Below are 17,402 nucleotides of genomic sequence, written 5' to 3' on the forward strand. Positions count from 1 at the left end.
TTCTGTCAGTTATCGGATTTGGTCCGGCCCGGGATTCGATGAACGTCCGCGGGGGCCCGCACCGACGGCACCCCCGCGCGACGACTTTCCGTTCCGGCGCGAGCCGTCACCGCTCCGGCGGGAGCTCCTCGCCGCGCCCGAACGTCCGGTTCTCGTCCCTGGTCACGCCTTCCTCGTCGATCTCCACCCGCTCCTTGCGGATCTGGCCCTCGACGGTCTCCTCGCGCTGGACGTCCTGCTTGTGCACGTGGACGCGCTCGACCGGCTTGGTCTCCTTGCCGACGACGGGACGCTCCTCGTGCAGGATCATCTGCCGTTCTTCCTCGCCTATCTCGTACGTGCCGGACATCTCCCCGTCCCGAATGGGCTCGCGCTCGATCACGACCTCCTCGTGCGAGAGCGGTACCTTTTCGTGGACGTTTTCCGTCTCGACGTACTTGTGCAGGCGTACGCGGCCGGTCTCCCTGCTTTCCTTGCCGATGTGGAGCTGCTCCTCCGACCGCGTCATGTCGATGTCGCGGTCCTCGGTGATGCCCCCTCGCGTCTCGCCGGCCAGGCCCCCGCGCCTTTCGCCGGTGATGCCCGCGCCGGTCTCACCGGCCAGGCCGGCCCGCTCGCCGATGACGGGCCCGCGCGTACGGGTCTCGCTGCCGCGCTGGCGCGGGATGTCCGTCGGCTGCATGCCGTAGTAGCGGTAGAGGTCGGCCTCCTCGTTCAGGGACAGGCGACCGTCCACGTCGATGTTGGGCGCCCCCTTGATCATCTCCTTGTCGAAGGGGACCCGGATCTCCTCACCCGAGCGGCGGGCGTTGGCCAGCGGCACGAAGGTCTGCTTCATCCCGAAGAACCCCGTGCGTACGGTCACCCACTCCGGCTCGCCCGTACGATCGTTGAGGTAGACCTGGCCCACCTTGCCGATCGACTGTCCGTCCGACCCCACCACATGGCAGTCGAGCAGGTTACGGATCTCTGTTTGCATAGCCACGACGATCCCCCCGATGTGTTCGTCCTGGTTCAAATGGGACAAATACCCCAAATCGCCATAACACCACACAGAGGCGCGGCAGTTTTCGTTCTATTTCGGCAAATGACGTTATGCCTTTTCAGTCGCCCTGAGCCTTGCGCAGGGCGGTCAGGTGCTCCTGCAGCGACGGCGCCGCCGCCTTGGCCAGCGCCACCACGGCCTGCGAGGAGCCGTTGGAGATCTCCGTCCTGGTGGCGGCCAGGGCCTCCGTGTGCGCCTTGACCATGCCGGACAGGAAGTCCTGGTCGAAGTCGCGGCCGGTCGCGTTCTGCAGCCGGATGAGCTCGGCCCGCTGGTCGGCGCTCGGGGAGGTGGGCAGCTGGATGCCGAGCTGCGTGGCCGTCTGGGTGACCTTGGTATCGAGCTTGGTGTGGTCCTTGACCAGCATCTTGCCGATGGCCTTGATCGGCTTCGTGGTGCCCTTGCCCTCCGCCAGGCGCCCGGCCTGGACCTCGGTCATGTTGCCCTGGTGGATGGCCCGCATCCAGGTCTTGTCCTGCTCGGACGGCTGCGTGTCGGTCCGCGCGACCACGGCGGCGGTGTTCGGCGCCGCGCCCCCGCCGCAACCGGGAAGGGTGGCCAGGGCCGCGACGGCCAGCGACAGGGTCAGACGAGTGCGCATGAGTTTTCCTATGTCATGGTGATACGTCTCCGCTACAGAGAGTAACCGTCGGGCGGGTGGCGTCCTGGCATTCCAGGTGCCCGGGCGCGGCGGCCGGCCGGATTTCCCGTACGCGGGCCGTCCCCGATAATGACTACGACCCGACGACAGGAGAGCGAGCCACATGTCCCAGCCCACCCCACGCACCCCCGAGCAGCGCAAGCTGGACACCCTCCAGCGGCTGGAGCACGACGTGGACGCCTGGGTGGCCACGGCCGGCGAGGACGGCACCCCCTATCTCGTGCCGCTGTCGTTCCTCTGGGACGGCGCCACCCTGCTCATCAGCACGGCCAGCACCAGCCCGACGGCGCGCAACCTGCTGGCCAACGGCAAGGTGCGCGTGAGCGTGGGGCTGGTGCGCGACGTGGTGCTGATCGAGGGGACGGCCCGGGCCACGCCCGCGACCGAGATCCCGGCGGAGGAAGCCGACGCGTTCGCGGAGAAGGCGGGTTTCGATCCGCGCAAGGAGGCGGGCTCCTACCACTACTTCCACATCACGCCGCACCGGCTGCAGGCGTGGCGGGAGTCGAACGAGCTGGCCGGGCGCGACCTCGTCCGCGACGGCGTGTGGACGGTCTGAGCCCTCCCGCCCAGGAGCGTCAGCCGTAGTCCAGCACCAGCGTGGTGTGGCGCTTGGCGATGACGAGCGGCCTGCCGGAGACCGGCCCCTGGTGGGCCTCGATGCGCAGGCCGCCCGCCTCGGGCCGGCCCGCCTCGTCCCACGCCTTGACGTGCGCGGCCAGTTCCGCCGCCAGCTTGGCCCCGCCCGCTCCGTGGCCGCGCGCGACCAGGGCGCCCTCCATGAAGAGCAGCGCGATGCTGTCGCCCTCGACGATGCCGGCGGTGGCACCGTAGCCGCGGCCGGACAGCTTGCCGGTCACGGCGCACCAACGCGGCTCGTGCAGCGCCAGCCACAACGACAGGCCCATGACGACCGCGAACGGCGACGCCGCCTCCTCCATCTTGACGGTGATCTCGGTGGGCGCGGCTTCGAGCGCCGAGAGCACGTCGCCGACCTCGCGCGGCTCGGGCAGCGCCAGCGCCACGTGGGGGTCCTGGCGCAGCACGGTGACGACCTCGGTGCCCGCGAACGGCCCGCGCATCCGCATGAACCCGCACGGCGCCACGGACCTGCTGGCCCAGTGATCGCCGGCCCGCTCCATGGCCGCCGACACCTGCACGCCGCGCAGGTCGAGCGGCACCACCAGCCGCCCGTCGGCGCTCAGCTGCTCCAGCCAGGCGGGCGCCAGGTCCCAAACGCCGACGGTGGCGATCAGCCGGTCGTACGGGGCCCGCTCCGGGTGGCCGCAGGCGCCGTCGCGGCAGACCACCTCGACCTGCGGCAGGCCCGCGCCGGACAGGTGGGCCCGGGCCCGCGTGACGATGTCCTCGTCGATGTCCACGCTGACCACCCGCCCCTCGGGCCCGGTGAGGTGGGCCAGCAGCGCCGCGTTGTAGCCGGTGCCCGCGCCGATCTCCAGCACCCGGTGGCCGGGCTCGACGGCGAGCTGGTCGAGCATGGTCGCCATGATGGCCGGCTGCGAGGACGAGCTGATCGGCCGGCCCTGCGCGTCGAGCTTGGTGACGATGGGCTCGTCGCGGTAGGCGTCCTCCGGCGCGACGTCCGGCACGAAGAGGTGGCGCGGGACCGCGAGCATGGCGGCGGCCACGGCCTCGCTGACGTCCTGGCGCTTGCGCAGCTGCGCCACCATGGCTTCCCTCTGCTTCGCGAAGTCCATGGGGCCCATTGTCCATGGGGGCGGGATCCGTACGGGATCACCGCGGAATTCTTGGTAAAGAAAGGGTCGAGAAGGGTTGAGCCGGAGAGTTGGGGGAAGGGCAGGCAACTCCTGAACGTCGACCGTGAGGAGGAGCCGTAGTGCTCACCCTGACAGCCAACGCAGCCCAGGCGATCCGTGATCTGACCGCGGCCGCGCCCGAGCCTTCCCAGAGCGGGATTCGCATCTCGTCTCAGGGAGAGGGCGCGAGTTCGCTCACCCTTTCCCTGGCCACCGCCCCCGAACCGGCGGACGCAGTGGTCGAGGCGGAGGGCGCGCGGGTCTATCTCGATCCTGTGGCTGCGACCGTGCTGGAGGACAAGTCCCTGGACGCCGGAGCCGATGACCAGGGAAGCGTGTCCTTCCTGGTCACCGAGCAGAACGCCTGAGGCGGCCCCCGCCGTGCCGGAGCCGATCGGGACTCCGGCACGGCGGGCTCGCCGCCCGGCCGTGCCCGAGCCGTCAGTGCTGTGGCCGGCCCGATCGTCGGCCCGATCGCCGGTCCTATCGTCGGCTCAGCCGTCGCCGAGGAGCTTGTGCAGGTAGCGGAGCTGCTCCTCCGACTGATAGCCGCCCCCGCCCTCGTGGTTGTTCCAGGGCCACACGGTGATCTCCTTCGGACCCTGCCAGTGGTTGTAGGCGGCGAACACCGTGGACGGCGGGCAGACGTCGTCCATCAGCGCGACCGAGTACAACGCGGGCACCCGGCCGCGGGCCGCGAAGTTGACGCCGTCGAAATACGCCAGCGTGCGGAACACCTGGTCGGCGCTGTCCCTCCGGGTGGCCAGATACCTGACCAGCTCCTGGTACGGGTCACGCCCGGTGATCTCCACGGCCCGCCGGAAGTGCGACAGGAACGGCACGTCGATGAGCGCCGCCTTGACCCCCGGGTGCAGGGCCGCGGTGGCCTGCGCGATGGCGCCGCCCTGGCTGCCGCCGGAGGCCACGATGCGGCCGGCGTCCACGGCCGGATGCGCCGCCGCCGCGTCGACCGCCCTGACCGCGTCGGTGAACACGCGCCGGTAGTAGTAGTCGGCGGGGTCGAGGATGCCGCGGGTCATCATGCCGGGCGCCTGCGGCCCCGCGCTGCCGTGCGGGTCGCCGGTGGAGCCGGGGCTGCCCACGTTCGCGCCGCCGTGGCCACGGGTCTCCATCACGAACACCGCGTACCCCGCGGCCGGCCACATCAGGTGGTCCCTGGCGAACCCGCGCCCGCCGCTGTAGCCGATGTAGTGCATCACGCACGGGACGGGCCCCTCCGTGCCCCGCGGCAGCAGGAACCAGCCGTTGATGCGGTGCCCGCCCCATCCGGCGAACGACACGTCGAACACGTCCACGCCGGTGAAGGGCAGCTCGTACGGGACGTACTCGGCGGCCAGGTCGAACTCCCCGGCCTCGGCCAGGGTGGCGGACCAGAAGTCGTCGAAGTCGGCGGGCTCGTCACGGTCGGGGAGGTAGTTGCGGAGTTGCTCGAGCGGCATGTCGAACAGTGGCACGTGGTACTCCAGCCTGTAGAAAGGATGCTGATATTTCACCCCATGACGCTGGAAAGCGCTATCCCGCTCCTGGCTCGAAGCTGAAAAGCGTGACATCGGGGTAGACGTTTACGCGTGATCGAGCATGTTATCGAGGTCCCTTACTCCCACCTCTATCCCGGTCTGATCCTGGACGCCCCGGCGGGCGCCGACGACTTCCTCGTGCTGTTCGGCGACGACTCCGAGTCCCGGGCCCAGTTGCTCAGCGACGACACGGGACGGCCGGTGCTGAGGATGGGCGGATACATGACGGCCGGTGGCACGGTGATCGACGAGCGCGTGTGGACCGTGCGCGAGTCCGTACGCCGGGGTGACCGCGTCCGCCTGCGCCTGGGCCGCTCACTTCCCTGACCGGAACGGGGGACGTGCACTAGCGTCCCTTCCGTGGCTTCTTTCGCCAGGCTGGCCGGACGGGCGGTGGCGGGTGCCGGGGTGCTGGCCCTGTCGCCGGTCCTGGGGCTGGCCGCGCTGGCCGGGACGGCGATGGTGGGCGCGCGACCGGCGGTGTTCACGGTGGCGGGGCTGGCGGTGTTCGGCTCGGTGTTCTTCCTCGGGCTGCTGCTGTGCGTGCCCCGGCCGGTGGTGGCGTGGGGGCGCTGGTTACGCGCGCTCGTGGTGCTGGGCGTGGCGGCGGCGGTGATCTGGCAGGTCTCCGTGGCCACGCTGGAGCCGGCGCCGCCGTCCGGCGCGCCGTCAAAGGTGGCCGGGCAGCGGTCGTGGCGGCTGTCCACGGGGTCGGAGCTGGCGTACGTACGGGTGGCGCCGAAGCGGGTCACGCGGCCGGAGCCGGTGGTGTTCCTGCACGGCGGCCCCGGAGTGGGCGACCTGGCCGGGGACTCGGCGTTCTACGGACGGCTGGCGGCGGACGGTTTCCGGGTCTACGTCTACGACCAGCTCGGCGCGGGTCGCTCGGCGCGGCTGGCCGACCCCCGGGGGTACGGTCTGGCGCGGGACGTGGCGGACCTGGAGGCCATCCGGCTGGCCGTCGGCGCCGAGCGGCTGAACCTGGTGGCCCGGGGGCATGGGGCGCAGGTGGCGGCCGCGTACCTGGCCGAACATCCGGACCGGGTGGCCAGGACGGTCCTGTACTCCCCGGACGGGCTCTCACCGGGACGCGCGGCCGGCCGCCCCGAGACCGCCGCGGCCTTCCTCGGGCCTCTCGGCGCCGGAGGGCTGCCCGACGCGCGCACGCTGGCGGTCTCCACGCTCCTGGAGGTGGATCCGGCGGCGGCCCACGCGTTCGCGGGCGACCTGGGCCTGGACGCCCACCTCGCCCTCCTCCGCCGCCGATCCTCGTCCCCGTGCCCGTCCCCGTCCGGCGCGGAGGGAGGCGGCCCGGTGGGGGGAGGTGGCTATGTCGCTCTGTCGGGGCGGCCGGCCCCGGCGTCGCTGCGCCGCGACCTGGCCGGCGTGACGGCGCCCGTGCTGATCGTCAAGGGTCCGTGCGACGCCCAGAGCTGGTCGGCCGCCACCGGCTACCGGCGCGCGCTGCCCGGCGCCCGCTTCACCTACGTCGGGGACGACCGCGGCGCCGCCTACCTCGGGGTGCTGCGGGCGTTCCTCACGGACCGCCCGGTGGCCCCCTACGAGGGCGAGCAGCCCCCGCCGGGCTACCGCGGCCCCCGCTAGCCCGGCCTCTCCGGCGGGAACGGGCTCAGCGGGACTCCGATCGCGGTGAGGTGCCGTCGGAGGCGCAGGAGCCCGCCTTGGTGCCCGCCACCTTCCACTCCGCACCCGGGAACGGGCTCATGAAGTGCGTCAGCAGGTCCACCGCATAGTCCGGCACCTGCCCGCCCGGGTCCAGCAGGGACACCATCTGCGGCCCGTCGGCCCCGCGCAGCGTGATGGAGTTGGTGCCCGCGCCGGCCGCGAAGCCGGGTTTGGCGTCCACCGTCACGCACGCCAGGCCGATCCCCGCCGCCTTGATCTCCTGCTTGGCCCCGATGCGGCGCATCCGCTGGTCGTAGCGGCGCAGGGCGAGCGAGGTGGCCGGGCCGATCCGGACGGACTCGTGGAACACGTCGCTGCCGATCCCCCGGCTCAGTTTGAGGTCCAGGCTGACGTCGGGCCGCAGGTCCACGCCCTTGGCGGCGATCTTGAGGGTCCCGTAGTCCCCCTCGAAGCCGGGGGCGACGTACCCCAGGGCCGGGGGCGCCTTCAGGCCGAACGGGACCTTGCCCGGCCGGATGCGCAGCCACGACACGCGCTGGACGGACAGCGCGACGTTCTCGATCGCGCTCTTCCCGAGCCCGAACCGGCCGCCGACGTGGTAGGTGAGGAAGCCGGTCGTGTACGGGACCTCCTTGCTCACCGCGATGCCCTGTGCCGCGACGGGATCCACCCTGAGCCCCGCGCGCAGCGTGACGCGCCCCGTGGGGACCGGCTTGGAGACCAGGTCGAGCGACTGGTCGGGGTTCAGCCGGACGGTGGTGTCGGCGGCCAGGTCCTTGACCGCGAACGACACGTCCCCGAGCCGGCCGGACGGGTCCACCAGGCCGCCCTCCACGCCGAGGTAGCCGTCAAGGGTGCTGGCGCCGCCCACCGCCTTGTACGTGACGGCCGGCACGCTCAGCCCGGCGGCCGAGGCGTCGGCGTCCACCCCGAAGACGGCGGGCACGTCGGAGAGGCGCAGCTCCCCGGTGCCCTTCCCGGCCAGGGTGACCTTGGTGGTGAGGTTCTTGACGACCGCGGAGTTGGTCACCCGGATGCGGGTCCTGGCCCCGTACGTCGCCTGGACGGCCACCGCCGCGGGAACCGGGTCGATGGCGACGTGGCCGCGCAGCCCGCCCGCCTCGGCCCGCACGTCGAGCGTGCCCAGCGTGGCGGCCGGCTCGATCCGGTACGACGCCTGCACCGCGTTCCCCTGCCCCACGCCGAACGGCCCCAGCGCCATGCTGGTGATCTTGGAGGGCAGGCCGGTCAGCGTGGCCCTGGCCTTGATCGGCACCGGTGACAGGACGCTGCTGGCCAGGTACACGCCCAGGCTGCGGCGCTTGGGGGCGAATCCGGAGAACGCGAACGTCTTGCCGGTCAGGTCCACGGTGACCTGGTCGGGCAGTCCGGTCACGTCCAGGTACCCCTGCAGCCCGAAGCACCCGCGCTGCGGCGTGCAGAAGGGGCCCTGCGCGCAGCCCGGCGACCCGGCGGCGCAGCCGCCGTCCACCAGCGACACGCCGCCCGGAACGGCCGGCGCGGCCCGCATGCGGTCGAGCGCCGCGGTCTTGCCGAGCCAGGCGCGGGCGCGCACGTCCAGGCGGGAGCCGGAGTAGGTGAGCTTGCCGTCGGCCGAGGAGACGGCCAGCCGGCCGGGCACCGGGCCGAGCGTGCCGATCAGCCCGAACCGCGTGTCGCCCTGCGTGACGTCGGCGTCCACGGCGAGGGTCTGCCTGGCCGAGCGGAAGTCGGCGGTGAACCCCTGCGCGGCCGGGCTGAACTCGACGTTCGACAGCCCCTTGACCAGCACGCTGGCGTCCAGGTCGCCGGTGGCCTGGTCGTAGTGGGCCGCCAGGTGCGGCCCGGCGGGCGACGTGGCGCCGTCGTGGTTGGTGAACGCCAGCGCCGCCGACCCCACCGGCCCCGACAGGCCGCGGAAGCGGTACGCGGCGGCGTCCCAGGAGGCGTCGAACCTGGCCGGCACGCCGGTGACCTCGGCGGCGGCCCTGGCGTACCGGTCGCCCAGCTTGACCCTGGCCAGCGCCGACACCTTCTCGACCGGCGCGTCCGAGGTCCAGCTCAGGGTTCCGGCCCTGGCGTCGGTCACCAGCTCGGCCCGCTCGCGCACGCCCTCGACGGTCGCGCGCACGTCCTCGCCCCCGCCCGATGCCGCGCCCGATGCCGCGCCCGACGCCGGCCCCGATGCGGACCCTGACGCCGCTCCCGGCGCTGTGCCGGAGGCGTCCGAGGCCCCTGGCGACGCGGTCCCCGCCGTGCTGGTCACGTGCGCTTTATTGGCATAAATCCGCACCTGCTCCAACGTCGAGGACGTCGCGACCTTGACGGTCGTGCGCTCGCCGAGCTCCCACGACGCCGTCACGTCGTCGTGCACGCCGAGCACGGTGCCGTCGATCGTGGGGCCCGACCGGAGGTTCGTGTAGGCGGCGCGGAGCTTGTCGATCACGCCGCTGGCCTGGTAGACGGCCTTCCTGGCGGCGGGGTCGAGCGTGACGTCCACCTTGGCGGGGGTGTTGGAGATCTCCAGGCGGGCCACGTGCGTGCGGTCGATGCTGGCCGCGCCCACGAACGACCGGCCGCTGGAGTCCACCTCCAGGCGGGCGTGCGGCGCGGCCCCGTACGTGACGTCGAACCCGGACAGCCCCGACAGCAGCCCCGACACCCCCACCGCGGCGCCGTCCTTGATCATGGTGACGTGCCCGCCGCGCGGGCTGGAGATAGCGCCCTCGTTGCGCTGCAGCACCACCGCGAACCTGCCGATGGGCGAGCTGGTCGTGTGCGTGACGCGGTGCTCGGCCAGGTCGTTGACCAGCCGCACCTTGGCGGGCAGCTCGCTCAGCTCGGCCTTCAGCACGGTCTTGCCGGCGGCCCGGTCGAAGTACAGCAGGCTGGCGGCGCCGGAGCGCGAGCGGCCGGAGCCGGCGGCGACAGCCAGGCTCTGCTTGCCGTTCGCGGTGCCGTACCTGGCGGTGAAGGACGGCGGCACCCGCCGCAGCCCGACCCGGGTCACCCTGGCCAGGCGGCCGTCGCGGTAGTCGAGGTCGTCCACCTGGGCGCGGCCGATGGAGGAGGGGCTGGTGAAGCTGATCTCGCCGCCCGCCAGCCGCACCTCGGCGCGGGCGGGCATGCGGTCGAGCACGGCGTGGGTGAGGCGGCGGCCGGTCACGGCGAGCGCCTCCAGCCTGGCGGGCGCGGAGGCGGCGACGTCCAGCGAGCGGGAGTCGAGGGCGGCGTTCACGGTGAGCTCTTCGGTGGCGGGCGTCTGGCGCAGGCTCACGGCGCTGCGCCCGGTCAGCGCGGCCACCAGGGCGGCGGACTCCCCCGGCTCCTTGCGCTTGACCGTGGCCTTGACCCGCTTGCCGGCCAGGTCCACGGTGAACGTGCCCCAGTCGGAGGCCGACAGCGACGTCCCTCGGCGCAGGCCGTCGAAGCCGACCGAGACCTTGCCGTCGTACTCGGCCCAGACCTGGGCCTTGAGGTTCTCGCGGGAGAGCCGCCGGACGGCGAACCCCAGCCCGATCGCGCCCTCGGCGGGGCTCGCGGCGGGCACCAGGTCGGCCGCGAGGTCGGGGAGGGCGTCGCCGGTCACGTCGGCGGCCACCGGCACGCCGACCGGCTGCCGGATCGAGCAGGAGACCGGCACGTCGGCGCTCTCGACGCACAGCCGGTACGTCATCCCCGGCATGGCCTTCCCCAGCCCCTCGAACGACTTCGCGATCGCGGCCAGCGGCTTGACCAGGCCCAGCGTCTCGGCCCGGGTGGTGTCCGGCAGCAGGTCACCGGGGTCGGGCGCCTGCCTGCCGAGCCCCTGCTCCTCCTGTACGGCGGCGGCGCCCGCGATGATCTCGTCGATGAGCCCCGGCCCGGCCGGCGTGGTCACCTCGGGCGCGTCCGGCCCGACCTTCTCGTCCCCGGCGGTCTGCAGGGCGAGCGAGGGCCGCTGCGGGACGGTCACGACCGCGGCCGGCGGCTCCTGGACGGCGGGCACCGGCCGCACCTGCGCGGGGCCCGCCTGCGCGGACCGGGCCTGTGCCGGTACGGACTGGGACTGCGCTCCGGCGGTAGGCGGCAGGGCCACGAGGACCGCGCCGGCGACGGATGTCGAAGCGAGCACGCGCAGGAGGGCGTGCGGCATGAAGCGTTCTCCCCCGGACCTATCTAATTCATCCCATCAGAAACATAGGTCACGAGACGACCATAGTTCCTCACTAGGAGTCAAACCGCTCCCGACATGGGGCCCCAATTTTCTCGGGACTCACGGTTGGTACGGGTGCACTCTCGGCCACCATCCCGGCACGTGGGAGCGGTAGACGTCGTAGTCTGCGCCGAAGCGCCGGCGCAGGTTCGGCTCCTCGTACCAGCGGACGAAGGAGTAGACCGGGATCGCCAGGACGGCGACGTAGACCAGGAGCCACGGATCGCCGAAGATCATGGCCTGGCCGAGGTCGGCGGCGAAGATGGCGACGTACATGGGGTTGCGGACGTACCGGTAGAGCCCGCCGATCACCAGCCGGGCGGGCGGCGCGACCGGGATCGGCGTCCCGAGCCCCTCCACCACGAACCTGACGAACGCGTTGACCAGCACGGCCAGCCCCGCCAGCACGAGGATCGCGCCGAGCGCCCTGAGCGGGATCATGACCGGGTCCGGGAAGGGGGCGCGCATCCGCCAGCCGCTGATCCAGTACGGGACGAGCACGGCGACGGTTCCGGGGGCGGCGGCGAAGAAGACTGCGCTGACGACGGCTGCGGGTGTTCTGCGCATGGCAACGCTCCTAATTCATTATGTGATGAGTTTAGGAAGGGCCCGCGGCCGCGTCAATGATCGCGGGATCAGCCGGCCCGGACGACGATCTTGCCGCGCACACCTCCCGACTCCAGGGCCCGGTGCGCCTTGGCGATCTCGGCGAGCGGGAACACCGTGTCGACGACCGGCCGGATCGCGCCGGTCTCCACGTACCGGGCGAGGTCGGCGAGGAGGCGGTGGGTGGGGTTGCCGCTGAAGAAGCGCACGCGGCGCCGGCCGAACACGGCGGAGGCGGCGACGTACGACAGGGACGCCGCGGCCCGCTTGACGTCGAAGGCGATCGCCACCATGCGGCCGCCCGGCGTCAGGAGGCGGCGGTAGGCAGGATGGGCGGTGCCGACGGTGTCCAGGACCACGTCGAACGCGCCCAGGTCGGCCGGGCCGGTGGCGGCGTAGTCGAGGGCCTCGTCGGCGCCGAGGTCGCGGACGAGATCCAGGTTCCGGGCGCCGGCGAGCGCGGTGACGTGGGCGCCCATGGCCTTGCCGAGCTGGACGGCGACGCTGCCGACGCCGCCGGCCGCGCCGCGGACGAGCAGCCGCTCGCCCGCCGCGAGCGCGGCCTTGTCACGCAGCGCCGTGATCGCCGTCGTGCCCACGGCGGGCAGCGCCGCGGCCTCGGCCAGGTCGAGCCCGGCCGGGACGCGGGACAGCCGGCGGGGCCGGACGGCCACGAACTCGGCCGCGCTGCCGAACGAGCGGCCCAGCAGCCCCCACACCCGGTCGCCCACCGCCGGCCCGGACGCGCCGGGGCCGAGGGCGGCGACCTCGCCGGCGAAGTCGACTCCCGTACGCTTCGGGAATCCCCGCTCCGTCAGCCCGGCCACCAGCCGGACCCGGCCCGCCCGGACGTGCACCTCGCCGCCGTTGACGCTGGTGGCGTGCACGCGCACCAGCACCTCGCCGGGACCGGGGACCGGCTTGGGCAGGGTGCCCTCGTACAGCACCTCGGGGGGCCCGTACCGGTCGTAGAGGGCCGCGCGCATGTCACTCACTGTCCTTTTCATCCCCTCTTGCAGAGTTCATGCCAGTGACGCTAGCGCGCTAAGCGGAAGGGGCCATCCACTTACGCTAATGTGAGAAACATGCCTGGTCATCCCTCTCGGATAGCGCCTCCCCCGGAGGCCGCCGGACTGCGCGCGGACGCGCGGCACAACCGCGACCGCATCCTCGACGCCGCGCGGGAGGCGTTCGCCACGCGCGGGCTCGACGTGCCGATGGCGGCGATCGCGCGCCGCGCGGGCGTCGGGGTGGCGACGCTCTACCGGCGCTTCCCGTCGCGGGAGTCGCTGGTCACGGAGGTGTTCGCCGACCAGCTCGATGCCTGCGGGGCGGCGGTGGAGGAAGCGATGGCCGATCCGGACCCGTGGCGGGCGTTCCGCACGGCGATCGAGAAGGTGTGCGCGATGCAGCTCGCCGACCGGGGGTTCACGGCGGCGTTCCTGACGGCGTTCCCGGAGGCGGTCGACTTCGAGCGCCTCCGGGCGCGGGCCGAGCTCTGCTTCGCCGAGGTGGTGCGGCGGGCCAAGGACGCCGGGCAGCTGCGCGCCGACTTCGAGCCGGCGGACCTGGTGCTGCTGCTCAAGGCCGGCAACGCCATCGCGGCCGAGCCCGGGGAGGTGGCGGCGGCCGGGTCGCGGCGGCTGGTGGCGTACCTGCTGCAGGCCTTCCGGGCCGAGCACGCCGAGCCGCTGCCGCCCGCGCCGCCGCTCGGGCTCGGCCACGTGTACGCGCCGGCGGCGCGCTAGCGATCACGGGCGGCGAGCCCCGGAGCGGTCAGGGGATCGACCTGGCCCGAGGTGTACAACGGCATGGACCGCGCCCGCCGCCCCCGTGTGTACTGCTGGGGCGACCTCGGAGGAGGAGTGTGCTCGATGGACGACCCGCTGTGGAGCTCCCTGCCCGGCGGCGTGCGCGACCGCGTGGACGCCCTGATCCGGGACGGCCGCATGCTGCGGGCGATCCAGGCCGTGCGGGAGGGCCTGGCAGAGTCCGGTCCGGCCGGGCCGCGCCCCGGCATGGCCGAGCCGCGCCCCGGTCCGCACGGGCGGGGCCCCGGCCTGTACGAGTGCCTGGACACCGTGACCTGGCGGGCCGCCGCCCTCGGGCAGAGCCTCGACCCGTGGCCCTCCCCGCCCCTCGACCTCGACGCGCTGTCCGCCACGATCGCGGCGCTGCCCGGCCGGCTGGAGGCGATCGAGGCCGTGTGGGACGGCGACTCGTTCGGCTGGATGATCGAGCTGCTGGCCGTCACCGCCGGGCCGCGCGCCGAGCACCGCCTGGCGCACGTACGCCACGGCGGCGACCTGCGGGTGTTCAACGGCCAGGTGCCGCCGTGGCCGGAGGCGGAGGAGGCCGGTGCGGCCGGGCGGGCGCTGGCGGAGCGGTTCGGGGTGCCGTTCCGGTTCGCGAGCCCCACCGAGCCGGACGACACGGCACCCTACCGGCGCGAGCCCCGCTGACTGCCCTCCGGAGGGGCTCACCGGCTTCCCGGGAAGGCCGGGCTGGTGCACTGTGGGAGGGCACCACGAAGTCGCCACAGCCCAGCCGAGAGGAAGTCCACCATGCAGGCGAATGTCGGTGACATGCTGATCATCCGCGGCGCCGTCGTCGGTCAGGCGTCCAGGAAGGGCGAGATCCTCGAGGTACGCGGCGCCGCCGGGTCGCCGCCCTACCTCGTCCGCTTCGACGACGGCCACGAGCAGCTCGTCTTCCCCGGCCCCGACGCCTTGGTCGAACCGACCGGGCCGGCCTGATCACTCCATCAGCGACACCAGGGCCGCGGCGATGTCGCCGCCGGAGCCGGCCGCGATCTCCTTGCCGTCGCGGTCCCGGGCGACGGCGACGACCCCGTCCACCGGGCCACGGACGAGGGAGATGGTGTGCCCCTGCGACAGCAGGTCCTCGGCGGTCGCGCGGCGCCGGGCGGCGGGCCGGTCGAGGAGGCGACGGGCCGCGATCAGGGCGGCGACCGGGGCGCGGTGGCGGGTCAGCAGCACGGGGCCCTCGTCGTACGGGCCGGCGGTCTGGCGGACGAGGTCGCCGAGCTTGGAGCGGGCCGTTGACAGCGACAGCACCGGCAGGCCGCTCAGCACCCCGGACACCTCCGGCAGCGGGACCAGCGCGGCCCACTCCCAGCGCTCGCGGGTGATCAGCGTGACCGTGCCGCTCCTGGCGGCGTGCACGAGGGCGCCCCAGCGGGCGCGCGCCTCCTCCACGCCGACCGGGGCGCCGAAGCGTGCCTCCAGCTCTTCGTACGGAGGCCGTTCCGCGTTGACCATGCGCAAATCGTAAGGCGCCTTACAGATTTTTCGCAAGCCGCCTTACAAGTCCGGGGCGCAAGCCCGGCGGGTCTCCGGACACGCCCCGGCGGGGATCCGCGCCGAAGCGGGTGCCCGCAAGCCCGATGGTCGCCGCCATCCGGGCGATCTCCCCGTCACGCCCCGGCCGTTCCGTCGCCCGCCTGGCGGGCGTGTTCAGGCGAGCGCGTCCAGAGCGGACAGGTCCTCCGGGGTGAGCTCGACGGCCACCGCGTCCAGGTTCTCCTCCAGGTGGGTGAGCGAGCCCGTGCCGGGGGTCGGCAGGGTGGCCGGCGAGATGTGCAGGAGCCAGGCCAGCGCCACCTGCCCGGCGCTCGCCCCGTGCCGCCGCGCCACCTCCGCCAGGCCCGCCGCGCCACCCGCGGGGCGCGCGCTCTCGCCGTGCCCGGCAGCGGCCCCGCCGAGGCCCGTCGCCGCAGCGGCGGCGGTGGCCAGGGAGCCGTTGCCGAGGGGGAACCACGGCAGGAAGGCCAGCCCGCGCTCCTCGCACAGCCGCAGCACCGGCTCGGACTCCCGGTCAAGGACGTTGTAGCGGTTCTGCACCGAGGCGATCTGCGTCACCTCCAGCGCCCGCCGCAGCTCGCCGGCCGTCACCGTGTCGAGGCCGATGTGCCGGATCTTGCCCTCCTGCCGCAGCTCGGCCAGGGTGCCGAGCTGGTCGGCCAGGGGCACCTCCGGGTCCAGCCGGTGAAGCTGGTAGAGATCGATGGTCTCCGTTCCGAGGCGGCGCAGGCTGGCCTCGCACATGGCCCGCAGCCGCTCGGGCCGCCCGGCGACGTGCCAGACGTTCGGCCCCGTACGCACGACGCCGCCCTTGGTCGCCACCACGACCCCCTCCGCGTACGGGTGCAGCGCCCGCGCCACCAGCTCCTCCGCCAGGCCGGGGCCGTAGTTGTCGGCGGTGTCGACGAGCGTGACCCCGCGCTCCACGGCGCGGCGCAGCACGCGCACCGCCTGCTCCGGCTCCAGCCGCGGCCCCCAGTAGCCGTGCCCGGTGAGCTGTCCCGTGCCGTAGCCCAGACGCCGCACCCGCAGCTCGCCCGCGATGTCGAAGCTCAGATCGACCAATGTGCACCTCTCAGTAGCGACGGCCCGGGACGGGAGGGTAGCAGCGGGCCGGATTCCGCACGGCGGACGGGGTAGCGTCGGATCGGGGAACGCCGGAGCGGAGGTGGACATGCGTCCCATGGAGCAGCGGACGATCCTGGTCACGGGCGCGACCGACGGCCTCGGCCGGGCGCTGGCCGCCGACCTCGCGGGCCGGGGCGCGACCGTCCTGGTGCACGGCCGGGACGACGGGCGCGGGCAGGCCACGATGGAGGAGATCCGCGCGCGCGTGCCGGGGGCCCGGCTGCACTGGTACCGCGCGGATCTGGCCTCGCTCGACCAGGTGCGCGAGCTGGCCGCCGCCGTCGCCGCCGAGCACAAGGGGCTCGACACGCTGGTCAACAACGCGGGCATCGGGACGACCGTGCCGGGCGGCGGGGTGCGTCAGGAGAGCGCGGACGGGCACGAGCTCAGGTTCGCGGTCAACTACCTGGCCGGGTTCCTGCTCACCCGGCTGTTGCTGCCGGTGCTGCGGTCCGCGGCCCCGTCCAGGATCGTGAACGTCAGCAGCCTGGGCCAGGCGCCGATCGACTTCGACGACGTGATGCTGGTCAAGGACTACAGCGGGGTACGCGCGTACTGCCAGAGCAAGCTGGCCCAGGTGATGTTCACCGTGGACCTGGCCGAGGAGCTGGCGGGCACGGAGGTCACCGCGAACGCGCTGCACCCGGCGACGTACATGCCGACCAAGATGGTCGTGGCCACGCCCGTGAGCGAGCTGCGCGAGGGCGTGGCGGCGACCTCGCGGCTGGTCACCGACCCCGCGCTGGACGAGGTGTCCGGGCGCTTCTTCGACGGCACGCGGCCCGCGCAGGCGCTGGAGCAGGCCTACGACCCCGGTGCCCGGGCCCGGCTGCGCGAGCTGTCGGAGTCGCTGGCGGCCCGCTGACCCCTCCGCGGGCGGCCGAAAACCCGTCGAGAACGCCCGCCGCGTCGGCTAACGTGCCCCGGTGCGCGTTTACCTGGAGACCGAGCGGCTGATCCTGCGCCGCTTCACCGAGTCCGACGAGGACCACCTGTTCGCCCTGCACAACGACCGCGAGGTCATGCGCTACCTCAACGGCGGCCAGCCGACGCCGCGGGAGGTGATCGTCGAGCGGACCCTGCCCAGGTTCGTCGCCGGCGGGTTCTTCGCGGCCCTGGAGAAGCCGTCGGGCGCGTTCCTCGGCTGGTTCCACCTGCGACCGGCCGAGCACGGATCGGACGAGGAGCCCGAGCTGGGCTACCGGCTGCACAAGGCGGCGTGGGGCAGGGGGGTCGCGACGGAGGGGTCGCTCGCGCTGATCGACAAGGCGTTCGCGGAGCTGGGCGCCCGCCGGGTGTTCGCCCAGACGATGGCGGTCAACCTCGGGTCGCGGCGGGTGATGGAGAAGTGCGGGCTGCGGCTGGTCCGTACGTTCCACCTGGAGGGGTTCGAGGCCATCGAGGGCTCGGAGCACGGCGAGGTCGAGTACGAGCTGCTGCGCTCCGGCTGGGAGGCCGCCCGCGACCGCCCCTGAAGCGGC

18 protein-coding genes are annotated in these 17,402 nt (G+C 73.3%); 9 read left to right on the forward strand and 9 right to left on the reverse strand.

Annotated elements, in window-relative coordinates; translation table 11 throughout:
- Window positions 1–106: 106 nt before the first annotated feature.
- Window positions 107–979: a PRC and DUF2382 domain-containing protein gene (locus tag AB0J69_RS35215; RefSeq protein ID WP_364126436.1), complete on the reverse strand. Its 873-nt coding sequence runs from the start codon at window positions 977–979 to the stop codon at window positions 107–109.
- Between the two features lie 124 nt (window positions 980–1,103).
- Window positions 1,104–1,646, reverse strand: a complete 543-nt coding sequence (locus AB0J69_RS35220; RefSeq protein ID WP_364126439.1) for a DUF4142 domain-containing protein — start codon at window positions 1,644–1,646, stop codon at window positions 1,104–1,106.
- Window positions 1,647–1,809: 163 nt separating this feature from the next.
- Between AB0J69_RS35220 and AB0J69_RS35225 the strand changes: the two genes are divergently transcribed.
- The gene (locus tag AB0J69_RS35225) at window positions 1,810–2,265 is read left to right on the forward strand and encodes a pyridoxamine 5'-phosphate oxidase family protein (RefSeq protein ID WP_364126442.1); all 456 of its coding nucleotides are present in this window, start codon (window positions 1,810–1,812) and stop codon (window positions 2,263–2,265) included.
- A gap of 19 nt (window positions 2,266–2,284) precedes the next feature.
- Here AB0J69_RS35225 and fxlM read toward each other — a convergent pair whose 3' ends face one another.
- Complete coding sequence (gene fxlM, locus AB0J69_RS35230; protein ID WP_364126445.1) at window positions 2,285–3,424, reverse strand: methyltransferase, FxLD system; 1,140 nt, start codon at window positions 3,422–3,424, stop codon at window positions 2,285–2,287.
- A 140-nt stretch (window positions 3,425–3,564) separates the two neighbouring features.
- On the opposite strand from fxlM, the gene AB0J69_RS35235 reads away from it, so the two are divergent.
- The gene (locus AB0J69_RS35235) at window positions 3,565–3,852 is read left to right on the forward strand and encodes a Fe-S cluster assembly protein HesB (RefSeq protein WP_364126448.1); all 288 of its coding nucleotides are present in this window, start codon (window positions 3,565–3,567) and stop codon (window positions 3,850–3,852) included.
- A 126-nt stretch (window positions 3,853–3,978) separates the two neighbouring features.
- Here AB0J69_RS35235 and AB0J69_RS35240 read toward each other — a convergent pair whose 3' ends face one another.
- On the reverse strand, window positions 3,979–4,959 hold the full coding sequence (locus AB0J69_RS35240; RefSeq protein ID WP_364126451.1) for an acetylxylan esterase: 981 nt from the start codon (window positions 4,957–4,959) through the stop codon (window positions 3,979–3,981).
- Between the two features lie 114 nt (window positions 4,960–5,073).
- Between AB0J69_RS35240 and AB0J69_RS35245 the strand changes: the two genes are divergently transcribed.
- Entirely contained in the window at window positions 5,074–5,349 is a 276-nt protein-coding gene (locus tag AB0J69_RS35245) for a hypothetical protein (RefSeq protein ID WP_364126453.1), read from the forward strand.
- 33 nt (window positions 5,350–5,382) lie between these two features.
- Window positions 5,383–6,627 (forward strand): alpha/beta hydrolase, encoded by a 1,245-nt coding sequence (locus AB0J69_RS35250; RefSeq protein ID WP_364126455.1) that lies wholly within the window; start codon window positions 5,383–5,385, stop codon window positions 6,625–6,627.
- 25 nt (window positions 6,628–6,652) lie between these two features.
- On the opposite strand, the gene AB0J69_RS35255 is transcribed toward AB0J69_RS35250, so the two are convergent.
- The 3 genes from AB0J69_RS35255 to AB0J69_RS35265 form a co-directional block, all read right to left on the reverse strand.
- Complete coding sequence (locus AB0J69_RS35255; protein WP_364126458.1) at window positions 6,653–10,804, reverse strand: hypothetical protein; 4,152 nt, start codon at window positions 10,802–10,804, stop codon at window positions 6,653–6,655.
- 120 nt (window positions 10,805–10,924) lie between these two features.
- Window positions 10,925–11,431 carry an isoprenylcysteine carboxylmethyltransferase family protein gene (locus AB0J69_RS35260; protein WP_364126461.1) on the reverse strand — a complete coding sequence of 169 codons (507 nt, stop codon included), beginning with the start codon at window positions 11,429–11,431 and terminating at the stop codon, window positions 10,925–10,927.
- Window positions 11,432–11,499: 68 nt separating this feature from the next.
- A complete protein-coding gene (locus AB0J69_RS35265) occupies window positions 11,500–12,456 on the reverse strand; it encodes an NAD(P)-dependent alcohol dehydrogenase (RefSeq protein ID WP_364126463.1) in 957 nt (318 codons plus the stop codon).
- Between the two features lie 99 nt (window positions 12,457–12,555).
- On the opposite strand from AB0J69_RS35265, the gene AB0J69_RS35270 reads away from it, so the two are divergent.
- The 3 genes from AB0J69_RS35270 (at window position 12,556) to AB0J69_RS35280 (ending at window position 14,226) form a co-directional block, all read left to right on the forward strand.
- The gene (locus AB0J69_RS35270; RefSeq protein WP_364126466.1) at window positions 12,556–13,218 is read left to right on the forward strand and encodes a helix-turn-helix domain-containing protein; all 663 of its coding nucleotides are present in this window, start codon (window positions 12,556–12,558) and stop codon (window positions 13,216–13,218) included.
- Window positions 13,219–13,344: 126 nt separating this feature from the next.
- Complete coding sequence (locus AB0J69_RS35275; protein WP_364126469.1) at window positions 13,345–13,932, forward strand: hypothetical protein; 588 nt, start codon at window positions 13,345–13,347, stop codon at window positions 13,930–13,932.
- Between the two features lie 102 nt (window positions 13,933–14,034).
- A complete protein-coding gene (locus AB0J69_RS35280; protein ID WP_364126471.1) occupies window positions 14,035–14,226 on the forward strand; it encodes a DUF1918 domain-containing protein in 192 nt (63 codons plus the stop codon).
- Here the strand turns inward: AB0J69_RS35280 and AB0J69_RS35285 are convergent, their stop codons facing one another.
- On the reverse strand, window positions 14,227–14,751 hold the full coding sequence (locus tag AB0J69_RS35285; RefSeq protein ID WP_364126474.1) for a type II toxin-antitoxin system prevent-host-death family antitoxin: 525 nt from the start codon (window positions 14,749–14,751) through the stop codon (window positions 14,227–14,229).
- Window positions 14,752–14,946: 195 nt separating this feature from the next.
- Window positions 14,947–15,858 (reverse strand): aldo/keto reductase, encoded by a 912-nt coding sequence (locus AB0J69_RS35290; RefSeq protein WP_364126476.1) that lies wholly within the window; start codon window positions 15,856–15,858, stop codon window positions 14,947–14,949.
- Window positions 15,859–15,967: 109 nt separating this feature from the next.
- On the opposite strand from AB0J69_RS35290, the gene AB0J69_RS35295 reads away from it, so the two are divergent.
- Both AB0J69_RS35295 and AB0J69_RS35300 read left to right on the forward strand, forming a co-directional pair.
- Window positions 15,968–16,786, forward strand: coding sequence for an SDR family NAD(P)-dependent oxidoreductase (locus AB0J69_RS35295; protein ID WP_364126479.1), 819 nt, complete (start codon window positions 15,968–15,970; stop codon window positions 16,784–16,786).
- A gap of 61 nt (window positions 16,787–16,847) precedes the next feature.
- Window positions 16,848–17,396: a GNAT family N-acetyltransferase gene (locus AB0J69_RS35300; RefSeq protein WP_364126482.1), complete on the forward strand. Its 549-nt coding sequence runs from the start codon at window positions 16,848–16,850 to the stop codon at window positions 17,394–17,396.
- Window positions 17,397–17,402 lie beyond the last annotated feature (6 nt).

The sequence above is a fragment of the Nonomuraea sp. NPDC049709 genome (assembly GCF_040674815.1).
Lineage (GTDB): Bacteria > Actinomycetota > Actinomycetes > Streptosporangiales > Streptosporangiaceae > Nonomuraea.

Coding starts and splice junctions, on each gene's coding strand:
- AB0J69_RS35220 (WP_364126439.1), bottom strand. CDS start 1,646: ATGCGCACTCGTCTGACCCTGTCGCTGGCCGTCGCGGCCCTGGCCACC.
- AB0J69_RS35255 (WP_364126458.1), bottom strand. CDS start 10,804: ATGCCGCACGCCCTCCTGCGCGTGCTCGCTTCGACATCCGTCGCCGGC.
- AB0J69_RS35295 (WP_364126479.1), top strand. CDS start 15,968: ATGCGTCCCATGGAGCAGCGGACGATCCTGGTCACGGGCGCGACCGAC.
- AB0J69_RS35265 (WP_364126463.1), bottom strand. CDS start 12,456: ATGCGCGCGGCCCTCTACGACCGGTACGGGCCCCCCGAGGTGCTGTAC.
- fxlM (WP_364126445.1), bottom strand. CDS start 3,424: ATGGACTTCGCGAAGCAGAGGGAAGCCATGGTGGCGCAGCTGCGCAAG.
- AB0J69_RS35275 (WP_364126469.1), top strand. CDS start 13,345: ATGGACGACCCGCTGTGGAGCTCCCTGCCCGGCGGCGTGCGCGACCGC.
- AB0J69_RS35215 (WP_364126436.1), bottom strand. CDS start 979: ATGCAAACAGAGATCCGTAACCTGCTCGACTGCCATGTGGTGGGGTCG.
- AB0J69_RS35260 (WP_364126461.1), bottom strand. CDS start 11,431: ATGCGCAGAACACCCGCAGCCGTCGTCAGCGCAGTCTTCTTCGCCGCC.
- AB0J69_RS35285 (WP_364126474.1), bottom strand. CDS start 14,751: ATGGTCAACGCGGAACGGCCTCCGTACGAAGAGCTGGAGGCACGCTTC.
- AB0J69_RS35280 (WP_364126471.1), top strand. CDS start 14,035: ATGCAGGCGAATGTCGGTGACATGCTGATCATCCGCGGCGCCGTCGTC.
- AB0J69_RS35270 (WP_364126466.1), top strand. CDS start 12,556: ATGCCTGGTCATCCCTCTCGGATAGCGCCTCCCCCGGAGGCCGCCGGA.
- AB0J69_RS35225 (WP_364126442.1), top strand. CDS start 1,810: ATGTCCCAGCCCACCCCACGCACCCCCGAGCAGCGCAAGCTGGACACC.